This window comes from Erythrobacter sp. NFXS35, assembly GCF_040148725.1.
In the GTDB taxonomy this organism is placed as follows: Bacteria; Pseudomonadota; Alphaproteobacteria; order Sphingomonadales; family Sphingomonadaceae; genus Erythrobacter.
This window is the reverse complement of the sequence record NZ_JAGDEB010000003.1, coordinates 288,017-302,024: the sequence shown is the minus strand read 5'-3', so window position 1 is coordinate 302,024 and position 14,008 is coordinate 288,017. Positions and strand designations below refer to the sequence as shown.

Sequence of the window (14,008 nt, the reverse complement as noted above, 5' to 3'; positions counted from 1 at the left end):
CAACAGAAGCGCCCGAAGTCGCGGGGGCGAGTGACACACGGGTTGAACGGGACTTTAGCTGCATGAACCGAATGAGCGCGATGGGCTGCGGGCCCGTCACAAGCCAGAGTGGCCAGCGCCGCACCCAGTTCTCTGCCGATCCGTCCCGAACCGGGCGGTTGGCGGTGATGCTGTGTTGCGGCTCGATTCTGGCCGGCATACCGGGGGCAGCCTTTGCACAGGCGCAGCCGCAGGTGCCGGCCCAGGAAGCCGCGCAGCCAGCTGCGTCCGCGCCTGCTGTTGCGCCGCAGAGCAACACGATCCGCACCATCAGCGTGGTCGGTGCCGAACGGCTCGAGCCGACCACCATTCTCAGCTACATTCGCTTGAGGGTAGGGCAGGAATATACCTCGGCCGCCGCTGACGAGGCGCTGAAGGACCTCGGCGCGACCGAACTGTTTGCGAATTTCTCGATCCGCAACGAGAACGGCAATGTCGTTATCAACGTGACCGAGAACCCGGTGATCAACCGCATCGTGCTGGAAGGCAACGAACGGCTCAAGAACGACAAGATCCTGCCCGAAATCAAGCTGTCGCCGCGTCAGATCTTCACCCGGTCCAAGGTCCGCGCGGACGTTGCCCGCATCATCGAGCTGTACAAGCGGCAGGGCCGCTTTGCTGCGCGAGTAGAGCCCAAGATGGTGCAACTGCCGCAGAACCGCGTCGATATCGTGTTCGAGATCAGCGAAGGGCCGAAGTCCAAGGTTCGTCAGATCAACATTCTCGGCAACGAGGAGTTCTCCGACGGGCAGCTGCGCGGCGAGATGGTGACCAAGCAGGCGCGGCTTACCAGTTTCTTCAGTTCGAACACCAGCTACGATCCCGATCGCCTCGCCTTCGACCAGCAGAAGCTGCGCCAGTTCTACCTGACCGAAGGCTTCGCCGATTTCCGCGTGGTTTCCGCCGTTGCCGAACTGACCCCGGACCAGCAGGACTTCATCATCACCTACGTGGTGGAAGAGGGCGAGCGCTACAAGTTCGGCGAAGTCAAGGTCGACAGTCAGCTACGCGACTTCGATAGCGATGCCATGAGCGCCAACCTGCCGATGCAGACGGGCGACTGGTACAATGCCAAGACGGTGGAAGACACGGTCGAGCAATTGACTGAACTGGCGGGCCGTTTCGGCTATGCTTTTGCTGACGTGCAGCCGCGCTTCAAGAGCAATCCCGAAGATCTCACGATGAACATCACGTTCATCCTGCGCGAGGCGCCGCGCGTTTATGTCGAGCGGGTAGACATCAACGGCAACACGCTGACGCAAGACAAGGTGATACGCCGCGAGTTTCGTCTCGCTGAGGGCGATGCGTTCAATTCGCTCGGCGTGCTGCGCACCACCGCGCGCATCAATTCGCTGGGCTATTTCCAGGAAAACTTTGAAGTCACGCAAGTCGAAGGCAGCGCGCCCGACAGGATCGTCCTTGAAGCCAATGTCGAGGAGCGCCCGACCGGCGAATTGCAGTTCTCGGCCGGGTTCTCCTCGATCGAGCAGTTCATTCTGGCCGGCTCCATCCGTCAGCGCAACTTCCGCGGGCGTGGGCAGACCGTCGGGCTCAGCGTCAACTATTCGCAGTTCTCGCGCTCAGCGCAGGTGAGCTTTTCCGAACCCTATCTGTTCGATCGCAACATTTCGGCCGGGGTCGATATCTATCGCCGCGACTTCAACAGCTTCAACTTCACCAATCGCGATCGCAACACCACCTTCCGGCAATCCACAACCGGCTTCTCGATGCGTGCCGGCGTGCCGCTGACCGAGTATATGTCGCTGATCGGCAGCTATACGCTCAACTACGAGGACGTGACGCTCGACGAGAACCAGTTCTTCTCGGACATCGACGGCGACGGGGTGCGCGAATGCGACCCGCAGCGCGCGGGGCGTTTCCTGTGCGATGCGTTAGGCACGCGGTTGAGTTCGATCCTCGGGCTCAGCCTGAACTACAATTCGTTGAACTCGCGCATCCGTCCGACTCGCGGCAAGACAGTGTCGTTGTCGGCCGAATTCGCGGGGCTCGGCGGCGATGTCCGCTATGTGCGCTTCCGCGGGCGCGGGCAGCAGTTCTGGAACGTCGGCAATAGCGGTTTCATCTTCTCGATCCTGGCCGAGGGCGGCACGATCATCCCGCTGCAGGAACGCCCCGGTGCCGGAGTCGACGACATCCTGCTGACCGATCGCTTCTTCCTCGGTGAACCGCAATTCCGCGGCTTTGCCATTCGCGGCGTCGGCCCGCGCGTGCTGACCCGTTTTTCGCTGCTTGACGAAAACAACCGCCCAATTCTCGACGAGAACGGCAACCCGACTTACAACTTGGCGCGGCAGCAGACCCGCGACGATGCGATCGGCGGGCGCAATTATTACCTCGGCCGGGCAGAGCTGGAAATTCCGCTCGGCACTGGGGCGCGTGAACTCGGTCTCAGGCCCTCGATATGGGCCGATATCGGCGCGCTTTGGGGGGTCGAAACGCCGCTATTGTTCGACAATACGGCAGGCATTCCTGTTGTCGATGCCAACGGCAATCCGCTCTACATCACCGGGATCGGCCCTGACGGTCAGCCTATCCTGAACCCCGAAACGGGGCGGCCGACGACCGTGCAGACTACGGCCGAGTTCGATGTCAACGGTGACCCCAATCTGGCTCAGATCTTCCCGAACACCAACCGGCGCGAATTCTTCCTAGGAAATTCGCCGAGCCCGCGCATCACCGCCGGGATCGGGGTCAACTGGAACTCGCCATTCGGCCCCTTCCGCATCGATTTCGCCCAGATCATCCGCAAGGTTGAGGGTGATGACGAGCGAACTTTCACATTCAACGTAGGAACCCAATTCTGATGACTATCTTCTCCAGACTTCTCGCCCCGGCCAGTGTCGCGCTGTGCGCTCTGGCGGCGCTTCCGGCGCAGGCTCAGGTCGAAGGCCGCATTGCCACCGTCGATATTTCGCGCACAGTGATCGGCACCACCGCGTTCCAGACCGCATACGAGCAGGTCAACACCACCTATGCCCAGCAGAACGAACTGCGCCGCACCAAGGCACAGGAACGTCAGACCCTGCTCCTGACCTTCGATACCAATGCTGACAAGCAGGTCGATGATGCCGAACTCGCGGCAAAGCAGAATACGCCCGATTTCACTAAGCTGCAGACGCTCGAGGCTGAAATCCAGCAGCTCAGCAACCAGATCGACGCCGCGCGGGTCTATGCTGTCGAGCAGATCATCGCGCAGTATGGTGCTGCCTTGCAAGAGGTGACCACCCAGCAGCAGATCAATCTTGTGGTCGACCCCAGCTCGCTGCTGTTTGCCGCGCCTGAGGCCGATGTTACCCAGCAAGTGACCAATTCGCTGAATGCCAAGGTTCCGAATGTCGGCATTGTGCCGCCGGCGAACTGGCAGCCGAGCCGCGAAGCGGTGCAGCTGTATCAGGACATCCAGCAGCGTCTGATGACGGCGCAGATGATCCAGCAGCGCCAGCAGCAGCAGCAGGGCAATCAGCAGGCGCCGGCAGGCCGCTGAAATCGGTAAAAGCGGACGCGGACGAGGACCAGACGATGAGCGAAGTGAGTGGCACGGCCCCGGATGTGGTCGATTACAATATCGGCAAGATCCTGCAGGCCCTGCCGCATCGCTATCCGCTGTTGCTGGTCGACCGCGTGCGTTCGATCACGCTGGGTGAGCGCATTCACGCGGTCAAGGCCGTGACCATGAACGAGCAGTTCTTTCAGGGCCACTTCCCCGGTGCTCCGATCATGCCCGGCGTGCTCCAGATCGAGGCGCTGGCGCAGGCCGCTGGCATCCTCGGGATCGAGACGATGGAGCTGGCCGGGACGGGCAAGCTGGTGATCTTTATGGGTATCGAGAATGCCAAGTTCCGCGCTCCGGTGACCCCAGGCTGTCTGCTCGACCTGCACGTGGAGTTCACGCAAAAGCGTAGCCGGGTCTACAAGTTCAAAGGTGTCGCCAGCGTCGAGGGCAAGACCACTTGTGAGGTCGAGTTCACCGCGATGATGACCGATCCTCCTGCCTGAAGGCGGACCTCGTTATCTAAGGTTGCATTGGTCCGCGTTCCCCACTAAGGCGCCCGCTTCCCATTCATAGCTGTGCCGGTCGGAACCGGCGCCACGCTGCAAAGGAATACGTCATGAAGGCCGAAGGTCACCCCGAATACCACCTGATCACGGTCAAGATGACCGATGGTACCGAATTCCAGACCCGGTCGACTTGGGGCAAGGAAGGCGACGTGCTCGCGCTCGACATCGATCCGCTGAGCCACCCCGCCTGGACCGGCGGCCGTCAGCAGGTGTCCGAAGGTGGCCGCGTGGCCGCTTTCAACAAGCGTTTCGGCGGTCTCTCGCTCAAGAAGTAAGCGACCTCACAAGCTGCGCAGCCGCAAGGCTGCAACGAGGAGGGCGGCCTGACGGGGTCGCCTTTTTCGTTTCCCGTCAGCCAGTCTTCACGCCGCGCACTTGATACAGCGGGTGGCGATCGGGCGGGCCTTGAGCCGTTCTGGCGCAATTTGCTCGCCGCAGTTGGCGCAGGAGCCGTAGGTGCCGGCCTCGATCCGGGCGAGAGCAAGGCGAATTTGCCGCGCTTCGGCGAGCAGCACGGTGTCGACGCCTTCAAGCGATTCGTCGTCGGCCAGGTCGATCGCCTGTTCCTCAAGGTCATCGTCGAGCGGGTGGCGCAGGTCGTCCTCGATCCCCCGCGTGCGTTCGACAATGTCGGCGAGCCGCGCCTTCAAATCCTGCGCGATATCGGAATAATCGTTCATCAGCCCCTCCATGGTTTTTCGCGATACCACTTGGTAATCACGTATTTGACGCCCTTGCGCACCTTCATCCCGTGGTGGAGCGTGGCCGGATTGACGCCGCCGTCAGCCAGGCGATTGTTCCAGCACAGCAACTTGCCCACCTCGGGATGGAAGGTCTTGTCGAGCATCTTGAAGCGCGTAGCACCGCCCGCGGCGACTTCATTGAGATAGATCATGAAAGTCCATGTGCGATTGCCCGACAGTGCGCAGAACGTCTGGTAATCACGTCCGCCAGGCGTGAAGTAATCGGTGTGCGGCTTGAACTCCTGACCTTGCGCATAGCGCTGGCCCTGCAGCGGTTCGCCGAAATCCGGATCGATGCCGCACAGCGCCGTCAGCAGCGCTTCAATTTGGGCGACTGGCGCAAGGTCGGCATCAAGGTCGCAGGTCTCGCTGGTGCGGAAATAGGCATCGCCATTGTCGTCGGCGATGGTCGAGGGGCGGCGATCCTGTTCGATCATCGCGACCAGTTTGGCGGCAAGATCAGGCGCACAGAACCCGCGCTGCTGGAACAATTCTGCCTTCGGCGTGGGCATTCGTTGCAGCCCGGCGTGGGTGCTGAGTCGGGCGGCGATGGATTCGCTGGTCAAAGTCATGGAGCGGCAGATTAGTTTTCCCCGCCGCCTTCGCAATCATTTCACGGCGCGCGTAACAATCTTGCGCGTGACGCGCCACAAAGCAGTTTTCGCTTCCCATCCACAGGCCTTTGTGCAAGAGGCGCTGGCCCGCCCATGATGCACTTGACCGGGCGCGTGCCATGCGTAAACCGCGCGCCTTGCGCGGGCTTGGCAGCGACCGGATGGGTTGTTTCGGGCAGGGGCGTGTGGCGATCGTAGCTCAGTTGGTTAGAGCGCCGGTTTGTGGTACCGGAGGTCGGGGGTTCGAGCCCCCTCGGTCGCCCCATCATCCTTCCCCAGCCATGTCTCCCCGCGCCGGAAACGGGGACGATTGATGACCGCTTTCTGGGCCGAGCCCGATTTCGACGCGCACGAATGCGTGCAGCTGGTGCATCACCGGGCGAGCGGCCTGACGGCGATCATCGCGATCCATTCCACTCATCTCGGCCCGGCGGCGGGCGGCACGCGGTTCTGGCATTATGCCGATCCTGCAGGAGCGATGCGCGATGCGCTGCGGCTGTCGCGCGGGATGAGCTACAAGAACGCCATGGCTGGCCTGCCGATGGGCGGCGGCAAGGCGGTAATCCTTGCCGGCGCCGATGCCGCCAAGACGCCTGCGATACTCGCCGCGTTCGGCGATGCGGTCGATGCATTGGGCGGCCGTTACATTACTGCCGAGGATGTTGGCATCACCGAGGCTGACATGGTCGCTGTCTCGCAGCGTACCAAATATGTCTCGGGCCTGCCCGTGGCGGGTGAAGGCAGCGCGGGCGGCGATCCCGGCCCCTTCACGGCGATGGGCATCTATCACGGCATAAAGGCGGCGGTGCAGCACAAGCTGGGTCGCGATAGCCTCGCGGGTGTGCATGTGGCGGTGCAGGGCACCGGCAGCGTCGGTGGCGGAGTTGCCCGGCTGCTGGCGAAGGACGGCGCGAAGCTGACTCTGGCGGACATCCACGCGACACGCGCGGCCGATCTGGCGGGCGAACTGGGCGCGAATGTGGTTGCGTCCGATGCGATCATGTCGGTTGGATGTGATGTGTTCAGCCCCAACGCTCTCGGTGCGATCCTTGACGAGGACGGTATCGCCCGGCTCGATTGCGCGATTGTCGCAGGGGGAGCGAACAATCAGCTCGCCAAGGCAGAACACGGTGCGCTGCTGGCGGGCCGCGGCATTCTTTATGCACCCGACTATGTGATCAACGCGGGCGGAATCATCTCGGTTGCCACCGAGTACCTCGCCCGCCGCGACGGCGTAGCCGCCGATATCAATGAGGTCAGGAAGCGTCTTGCGCAGATTCCGGGCCGGCTCAACGCGATCTGGCGAGAAAGCGACGCCAGCGGGGATTCGTCCGATGTGGTTGCCGACCGTATGGCGCAGGAACTGATCGGACGCGGATAAGACTTGCGGAACGCGGCGGGGGGGAACGATTTGGCCCTTGCATGAATTGCAGTCTTGTCCCCGCCGGGTGTAAGGCTACAAGCCCGCGGGACGCAAAAGCTTATGCACATTTACGCCAACCCCACCCGATTCCTCGCCCTTGCGAAGTGGCTCATGCCGCTGTGCCTGTGGAGCGGGCTGGTGCTGTCGCTCGGCGCGACGGCGTGGGGACTGTTCGTGGTTCCGCCCGACCGGCTGATGGGCGAGACGGTGCGCATCCTGTTCATTCATGTTCCTGCCGCCTGGCTGGGGATGGGCGGCTGGGCCGGAATCGCGATTTCCAGCGCCATGTTGCTGATCTGGAAGCACCCACTGGCTGCGCTCGCTGCGCGAGCGATTGCAGTGCCGGGGATGGTGTTCTGCGCGATTTGCCTTGCCACAGGCTCGATCTGGGGCCGCCCGACCTGGGGGACATGGTGGGAATGGGACGGTAGGCTCACCAGCATGCTGGTGCTGCTGTTCCTTTATGCGGGATACATCGCGCTGACGCAGGCCGCCAGCCGCGAGGGCGGATCGTCGAAAATTGCGGCGATCTTCGGGTTGGTCGGGGCGATCAACGTGCCGATTATCAACCGTTCGGTGGTGTGGTGGAACTCGCTGCACCAGCCGCCCAGCATCACGATGGGCAAAAGCGCGATTGATGCGGTCTATCTCTGGCCGCTACTGATTGCGTTTCTGGGCCTTGCGCTGTTGTTCGGTGCGATTGTGCTGATGCGGATGCGTGCGCTGATCGCCGAAAGTCAGGTCGAGGCGCGGTTGCGACGCCGGGCGCTGGACGATGATGCGCCGGTGGCAGTCACTGCGGACATGGAGCGCGCCTGATGCGTGAGGGACTTGCCCAGTGGGATTTCGTGGCTCTCGCCTTTGGGGTGGGGATTGCCGCGCTCGCGGCTCTCACTATCTGGGCGTGGCGCGCGATGCGCCGGGCCGAAGCGCGGCGCGATGCCACGCGGCGGCGCTGAACGAGGAAATGCAATGAAGGCCAAGCATCAACGTCTCGTGCTCGTGGTGATCGCCGTGCTGGCGATTGTTGCGGCGGGCCTGCTGGCGACATGGGCCTTACGCAATCAGGCGAATTATTTCTACCTTCCCGAGCAGATGGCCGCAACGCCTCCTGACGTGGGACAGGCGGTGCGGCTGGGCGGAATGGTGCGCCCCGGCTCGATCGTTACCGAAGCCGACGGAATCACGGTCAACTTCATGGTCACCGGCAACAGCGATGATGCGGTGCCGGTGCGCTACACCGGGATCCTTCCCGATCTGTTCGTCGAAGGTTCTGGCGTGGTCGCCGAAGGCAGCCTTGGTAAGGACGGTGTGTTTCTGGCCACCAACCTGCTCGCCAAGCATGACGAGAACTACGTACCCCGCGAACTTGAAGGCATGGGCAGTGCGCAGGCGGCAAAGGTTGCCGCCGATACCACCATGGGTTTGAAGCCGTGATTCAATCCGCGCAAGGGGCCAAGCAATGATCGCCGAAATCGGACTCGCCGCCCTGTGGCTCGCTGCCGCGCTGGCGGCATTGCAGATGGTCTCCGGCGCGTTTGCGTTGAAGGGCGCGGAAGGTGTGCCCAATCCGCTGGCGATTTATGCGCGGCCTGCCGCCGTGATCCAGGCCGGTCTTGCCGTGCTGGCGTTCATGATGTTGCTGTGGGCGTTCGCTATAACCGATCTTTCGATCAAGCTGGTCGCAACCAATTCGCATTCGATGAAGCCGATGACTTACAAGCTGACCGGCACATGGGGCAATCACGAAGGCTCGATGTTGCTGTGGGTGGGGGTGCTGGCGCTGTCCGGCGGTCTGCTCGCCGCGTTCGAGCGCCGCTTGCCCGAACGCACCATGGGCGCAACGCTCGCGGTGCAGGGGTTTGTGGGGCTGGGCTTCTATGCCTTCCTGCTGTTGTCCTCCAACCCGTTCGAACGCCTGCCGGTGCCGGCGGTTGAAGGTGTCGGGCTGAACCCGCTGCTGCAGGACATTGGACTCGCGATCCATCCGCCGACGCTTTATGCGGGTTATGTAGGCCTTTCGGTCGCCTTCAGTCTTGCGATGGGCGCGCTGCTGACCAATCAGGTTAATCCATCTTTTGCGCGGGTGCTGCGCCCGTGGGTGCTGGGCGCGTGGGTGCTGCTGACCTTCGGCATTACCGCCGGTTCCTATTGGGCCTATTACGAGCTTGGCTGGGGCGGCTGGTGGTTTTGGGACCCGGTCGAGAACGCCTCCTTCATGCCGTGGCTGGCTGCGACCGCGCTGATGCATTCGGTCAGCGTGCTGGCCGCGCGCGACGCGCTGCGGACGTGGACGATCATGCTCGGCGTGCTGGCATTTTCGATGTCGATGCTCGGCACGTTCCTGGTGCGTTCGGGCGTGCTGACCAGCGTTCATGCCTTCGCGGTCGATCCGGAACGCGGCAGCTTCATCCTTGCGTTGCTGTTGCTGTACATCGGCGGGGCCTTCACCATCTTCGCCCTGCGCGCGGGCGCTGTGTCCGAAGGCAAGCGGTTTTCCGCCACCAGCCGCGAAGGCGCGTTGGTGTTCAACAATGTGATGCTTTCGGCGATCCTCGCAATCGTCTTGCTCGGAACGCTCTATCCGCTGCTGACTGAGGCGTTCGACGTGCGTGTTTCGGTCGGCCCGCCCTATTTCAACCCGGCCTCCGCGATTTTTGCGGTGCCGATGTTCCTCGTCATGGCGGTTGGCCCGCTGCTGCGCTGGAAGGAAGACAAGCCAGCGCGAATTCAGTTCGAAGTTGCGCTGGTCGCCGCCGTGCTGATCGCAGTGATTTCACTGGTGACGATCCTCGGCGATTATCCCTTCCTGCCGGTGCTGGGTCTCGGCCTTGCGTTGGCTCTGGGGGTCGGCGCGCTCCTGCCCTTGCGCGGGCGCAAGCTGAGCCGCGTGCCAGTGGCCACCTATGGCATGGTGCTGGCGCATTTCGGCGTGGCGGTGTCGCTGTTCGGCATGGCGTGCGAAGGCGCCTTCACGCAGGAACGGCTCGCTGCCATCGCGCCCGGAGGCACCGAGCAGGTCGGCGATTTCGCCGTCAAACTCGAAAGCGTGACGCCGGTCGCGGGGCCGAACTGGACCGCCATCGAAGCACGCATTGCCGTGAGCCGCGATGGGGCCGAACCTGTGATCCTTAGCCCGCAGGCGCGCAATTTCTGGTCGCCCGCACAGGCCACCAGCGAAAGCGCGCTGCTGACCCGCTGGGACGGGCAGCTTTACGCCGTGATCGGCAATCAGGCCGAAGACGGGCGTTGGCAGATCCGCGTATGGTGGAAGCCGTTCGTCACCTTCATCTGGTATGGCGGGTTGCTGATCGCATTCGGCGGCGTGCTGGCAATTGTGGGCCGGGTGCGGGTGGATGTGAAGCGACGCAAGGCCGCAGACATGGGCGACGCGCGCCGCGCCGACATCGAGGCGCTCGACGCTGCTGCGCCGGTTCCGGCAGAGTAATCGGCCATGCGGAACCGAATCTGGCTGTGGGTGCCGCTCGCCCTGTTCGCCTTCTTCGCGGGGCTGGCCGGCTATATGCTGACGCAGGAGAAGGACCAGTTCGTCGAAAGCACGATGATCGGCGAACCGCTGCCCGATTTCGCGCTCCAGCCCGCGTTCTCGGACCTGCCGGGCGCATCGAAGGGTGACTTCGTCGGGGGCGGCCCGCGGCTTCTCAATATCTGGGCAAGCTGGTGCCTGCCCTGCATCGCCGAAGCCCCGCAGCTTGAAGCGCTGCAGGAACAGGGCGTCGAAATCGTCGGCATCGCAATCCGCGACCGGCCAGAAGATGTCGCCAATTTCCTCGCCCGGCACGGCAACCCCTATACCCGCATCGGCAGCGACGCGATTTCCGAAGTGCAGCTGGCGATCGGATCGTCCGGCGTGCCCGAAACCTTCGTGATCGATGCTGCAGGCGTGATCCGGTACCAGCATATCGGGGATATCCGCGAAGACGACGTGGCTGTTCTGCTGGCCGAGCTGGAGAAGGCGCAATGAACCGAGCGATGATCGCAGCTGTGCTGGCGCTGCTGGCGATCCCGCTGGCGGCACAGGACACCATGCCGCCAGCCCCTTTTGCCTATAACCAGCTCGACGATCCGGCGCTCGAGGCTCAGGCGAGTGAGCTGATGCTCACGCTGCGCTGTCTCAAGTGCCAGTCGCAGTCGATTGCCGATAGCGATGCCCCAATGGCGGGCGACATGCGCCATCAGGTGCGCAGCCGCATTCTGGCGGGCGAAAGTCCTCAGGAAATCCGGGCGTGGCTGGTGGCGCGCTATGGCGACTACGTCAGCTACAACCCCACGATCAGCGCCACGACCTGGCCGCTGTTCGCGATCCCCGTGCTGGTGATCCTGCTGGTGGCGGGGGTGCTGCTGCGCCGGTTGGGTAAGCGCAGCGGTGCTGCGGAGGATGCGGCATGATCGGCGGATGGCTTGCAGTCGGCGCGCTGGCGATGGCGGCATTCGCGTTCGCGGCGCTGATTCTGCGCCTGCCGCGCGACGGGCTGGCGCTGTTCGGCGCGGTTCTGGTGTTCGGTCTGGCCGGCTATGCTTGGCAGGGGTCTCCCGGTCAGCCTGCAGCGCCCAAGCCGCAAATTGAGCGGGCCTCCAATCAAGGGGAAGCGATGGTTGAGGGGCGAGCCGCTTTGTTCGACCGCACCCAGCCGCCGCCCGATTACCTGCTCACTTCGGATGCTTTCGCCCGGCGCGGGCGATTCGGCGATGCGGCAGGCCTGCTGCGGCAGGGGCTGGAGGCCAACCCCGATCATCTTGAAGGATGGCTTGCGCTCGGCCTTGCTTTGGTGGGCCATGCCGATGGTTTCGTGACCCCGGCAGCGGTTCAGGCCTTTGGCCGAGCGCGGATGATCGATCCCGGGCATCCGGGCGCAGACTACTTCTTGGGCTCCGCTTACCTGCAAAGCGGGGAAATTCGCGGTGCTCGCGCAGTATGGGCGGGTCTGGTCGAACGATCGCCCGCCGATGCCCCGTGGCGCGAAGGGTTGGAAGCGGAAGTCGCCCGGCTTGATGATCTCATTGCGCGTGCGCCCATGCTTCAGGGTCAGTGACCGTTTGATGGCCACACCCAGCGCCGTGTTGCAGGCGCGAAGACACAGTGCTAGGCGCGCCGCCTTACCCCGCCGGAGTTGTTTCGGCCTGATGGGCAGTACCGGGATATACGGGAAATCCGCTTGATATGAACGAGACAGCAGCGCCCGCCCATCAGCCGCCGTCGGCGGGGCACAGCCACAGCGCATCGAAAGCCGCATTGGCGGTGGGTGCAATTGGGATCGTTTTCGGCGACATCGGCACGAGCCCGCTCTACGCCTTCCGTGAAACCTTCGCAGGCGCAAACCCGCTCGCGCTCGACAATGCCCATGTTCTCGGCGTTGTCAGCCTGATCTTCTGGTCGATGACGCTGGTCGTCTCGATCCAGTACGTTACCATCCTGATGCGCGCCGATAACAAGGGGCAGGGCGGTTCGCTGGCGCTTGTCGCACTGATTTCGCGCAGCATATCGACGTCGAAACACGCCTGGATCGCGGTGCTGCTGGGCGTATTTGCCACCAGCCTATTCTATGGCGACAGTATGATCACACCGGCCATTTCGGTGCTGTCGGCGGTCGAGGGGCTGACGGTTGTCGATGACCGCTTCGAACGGTTCGTCATTCCCATCGCGCTGGTTCTGCTCGTCTTTCTGTTCGTGATTCAGAAGCGCGGCACGGCCAAGGTCGGCGCGCTGTTTGCCCCGGTGATGATCGTCTATTTCTGCGTCCTCGCCGCGCTCGGCACGTGGCAGATCATCCAGACCCCGGAAGTCCTGTGGGCGCTCAACCCGTGGTATGCAGTCAACTTTTTCGTCCTCGATGGATGGCTGGCGTTTCTTGCCTTGGGCAGCGTGGTGCTGGCGGTGACCGGGTCGGAGGCGCTGTATTCCGACATGGGCCATTTCGGGCGTGGGCCGATGCGGCTGTCGTGGTTCGGCTTTGTCATGCCGTGCCTGCTGCTCAACTATTTCGGGCAGGGCGCAATGATTATCGGCCTTCCGGCTGAACAGGCAGCACAGGCGATCCAGAACCCGTTCTTCTTCCTTGCGTCGGACGAATGGCGCTTGCCGCTGGTGTTGCTGGCGACGGTGGCGACCTTCATCGCCAGCCAAGCGGTGATTTCCGGCGCGTTCTCGATCACCCATCAAGCGGTGCAGATGGGTTACATCCCGCGTCTCAACATCCGCCACACGTCCGAGACCGAAGGGGGACAGATCTATATTCCGGTCATCAACTGGGCGTTGATGATAGCGGTGATCGTGCTGGTGCTGACGTTCCAGAATTCGTCCAACCTCGCCGCTGCCTATGGCATCGCCGTGACCGGCGCGGTGACGATCGATACGTTGCTGATGGCGGTGCTGCTGGTGGGCGTGTGGAAATGGCGCTGGTGGTATGCTGCGCCGGTGGTGGTGCTGTTCCTGATCGTCGACGGCGCCTACTTCGCTGCCAACCTCATCAAGGTGCCTGATGGCGGCTGGTTCCCGCTGGTGGTGGGCCTCGTCGCGTTCACATTGCTGACGACTTGGGCGCGCGGGCGCAAGCTGATGCGCGAACGCATGAGCGAAAGCGCGCTGCCGCTGGAGATCTTTGCCAAGTCGGCCAAGAATTCCGCCCTACGGGTGCCAGGGACCGCGATCTTCATGGCATCGAGCACCGCTGGCGTGCCATCCGCGCTGCTGCATAACATCAAGCACAACAAGGTGCTGCACGAACGTGTGGTGATCCTCACCATCAGCATCGCCGATGTGCCGTATGTCGACCCCGAAGCGCGCTGCGAGATGACCGATCTGGGGGATGGCTTTTACCGTGCGGTGCTGCATTATGGTTTCATGGAGGAAACCGACGTGCCGCTCGGCCTGAAAAAGCTGGAGCGCTGCGGCGGCGTGTTCGACATGATGCACACAAGCTTTTTCCTGTCACGCCAGACGCTGCTGCCTTCCGAGAAGCCGGGAATGCCGCTGTGGCGCGAGAAGATTTTTGCGTGGCTGCTGCGCAATTCGGCGAGCGCGATGGACTTCTTCAAGCTGCCCACCAATCGCGTGGTGGAGCTGGGGAGTCAGGTGGAAATCTAGCGCT

General features: G+C 63.0%; 15 protein-coding genes and 1 tRNA gene. 14 read left to right on the top strand and 2 right to left on the bottom strand.

Translation table 11 applies throughout. The features are described 5' to 3' along the window. Positions 1 to 62 precede the first annotated feature (62 nt). From bamA to rpmE, 4 genes are all read left to right on the top strand, one after another. Entirely contained in the window at positions 63 to 2,864 is a 2,802-nt protein-coding gene (gene bamA, locus J3454_RS12995) for an outer membrane protein assembly factor BamA (protein WP_502878598.1), read from the top strand. Further along, a complete protein-coding gene (locus J3454_RS12990) occupies positions 2,864 to 3,544 on the top strand; it encodes an OmpH/Skp family outer membrane protein (RefSeq protein ID WP_349514195.1) in 681 nt (226 codons plus the stop codon). Before bamA ends, J3454_RS12990 begins: the two co-directional genes overlap by 1 nt. Positions 3,545 to 3,579: 35 nt before the next feature. Beyond that, positions 3,580 to 4,056, top strand: coding sequence for a 3-hydroxyacyl-ACP dehydratase FabZ (gene fabZ, locus J3454_RS12985; RefSeq protein ID WP_349514194.1), 477 nt, complete (start codon positions 3,580 to 3,582; stop codon positions 4,054 to 4,056). 113 nt (positions 4,057 to 4,169) lie between these two features. After that, positions 4,170 to 4,394 carry a 50S ribosomal protein L31 gene (gene rpmE / locus J3454_RS12980; protein WP_296720093.1) on the top strand — a complete coding sequence of 75 codons (225 nt, stop codon included), beginning with the start codon at positions 4,170 to 4,172 and terminating at the stop codon, positions 4,392 to 4,394. An 87-nt stretch (positions 4,395 to 4,481) separates the two neighbouring features. Here rpmE and J3454_RS12975 read toward each other — a convergent pair whose 3' ends face one another. Together J3454_RS12975 and J3454_RS12970 are read right to left on the bottom strand one after the other, a co-directional pair. Further along, complete coding sequence (locus J3454_RS12975) at positions 4,482 to 4,799, bottom strand: TraR/DksA family transcriptional regulator (RefSeq protein WP_349514193.1); 318 nt, start codon at positions 4,797 to 4,799, stop codon at positions 4,482 to 4,484. Further along, complete coding sequence (locus tag J3454_RS12970; RefSeq protein ID WP_349514192.1) at positions 4,799 to 5,434, bottom strand: prolyl hydroxylase family protein; 636 nt, start codon at positions 5,432 to 5,434, stop codon at positions 4,799 to 4,801. The genes J3454_RS12975 and J3454_RS12970 overlap by 1 nt, the downstream gene beginning before the upstream one ends. A 230-nt stretch (positions 5,435 to 5,664) precedes the next feature. On the opposite strand from J3454_RS12970, the gene J3454_RS12965 reads away from it, so the two are divergent. From J3454_RS12965 to J3454_RS12920, 10 genes are all read left to right on the top strand, one after another. After that, a tRNA-His gene (locus J3454_RS12965) sits at positions 5,665 to 5,741 on the top strand. Between the two features lie 48 nt (positions 5,742 to 5,789). Beyond that, complete coding sequence (locus J3454_RS12960) at positions 5,790 to 6,857, top strand: Leu/Phe/Val dehydrogenase (RefSeq protein WP_349514191.1); 1,068 nt, start codon at positions 5,790 to 5,792, stop codon at positions 6,855 to 6,857. Between the two features lie 102 nt (positions 6,858 to 6,959). Then, complete coding sequence (gene ccmC, locus J3454_RS12955; RefSeq protein ID WP_349514190.1) at positions 6,960 to 7,718, top strand: heme ABC transporter permease CcmC; 759 nt, start codon at positions 6,960 to 6,962, stop codon at positions 7,716 to 7,718. After that, the gene (locus tag J3454_RS12950) at positions 7,718 to 7,858 is read left to right on the top strand and encodes a hypothetical protein (RefSeq protein WP_349514189.1); all 141 of its coding nucleotides are present in this window, start codon (positions 7,718 to 7,720) and stop codon (positions 7,856 to 7,858) included. Before ccmC ends, J3454_RS12950 begins: the two co-directional genes overlap by 1 nt. Before the next feature lie 13 nt (positions 7,859 to 7,871). Further along, positions 7,872 to 8,336, top strand: coding sequence for a cytochrome c maturation protein CcmE (gene ccmE, locus J3454_RS12945; RefSeq protein WP_349514188.1), 465 nt, complete (start codon positions 7,872 to 7,874; stop codon positions 8,334 to 8,336). Positions 8,337 to 8,361: 25 nt separating this feature from the next. Next, complete coding sequence (locus tag J3454_RS12940) at positions 8,362 to 10,347, top strand: heme lyase CcmF/NrfE family subunit (RefSeq protein ID WP_349514187.1); 1,986 nt, start codon at positions 8,362 to 8,364, stop codon at positions 10,345 to 10,347. Between the two features lie 6 nt (positions 10,348 to 10,353). Further along, positions 10,354 to 10,884 (top strand): DsbE family thiol:disulfide interchange protein, encoded by a 531-nt coding sequence (locus tag J3454_RS12935; protein WP_349514186.1) that lies wholly within the window; start codon positions 10,354 to 10,356, stop codon positions 10,882 to 10,884. An 8-nt stretch (positions 10,885 to 10,892) separates the two neighbouring features. Beyond that, entirely contained in the window at positions 10,893 to 11,309 is a 417-nt protein-coding gene (locus J3454_RS12930) for a cytochrome c-type biogenesis protein (RefSeq protein ID WP_349514185.1), read from the top strand. Further along, the gene (locus J3454_RS12925; RefSeq protein WP_349514184.1) at positions 11,306 to 11,953 is read left to right on the top strand and encodes a tetratricopeptide repeat protein; all 648 of its coding nucleotides are present in this window, start codon (positions 11,306 to 11,308) and stop codon (positions 11,951 to 11,953) included. The genes J3454_RS12930 and J3454_RS12925 overlap by 4 nt, the downstream gene beginning before the upstream one ends. A 128-nt stretch (positions 11,954 to 12,081) precedes the next feature. Continuing rightward, positions 12,082 to 14,004 (top strand): potassium transporter Kup, encoded by a 1,923-nt coding sequence (locus J3454_RS12920; RefSeq protein WP_349514183.1) that lies wholly within the window; start codon positions 12,082 to 12,084, stop codon positions 14,002 to 14,004. Positions 14,005 to 14,008: the final 4 nt, after the last annotated feature.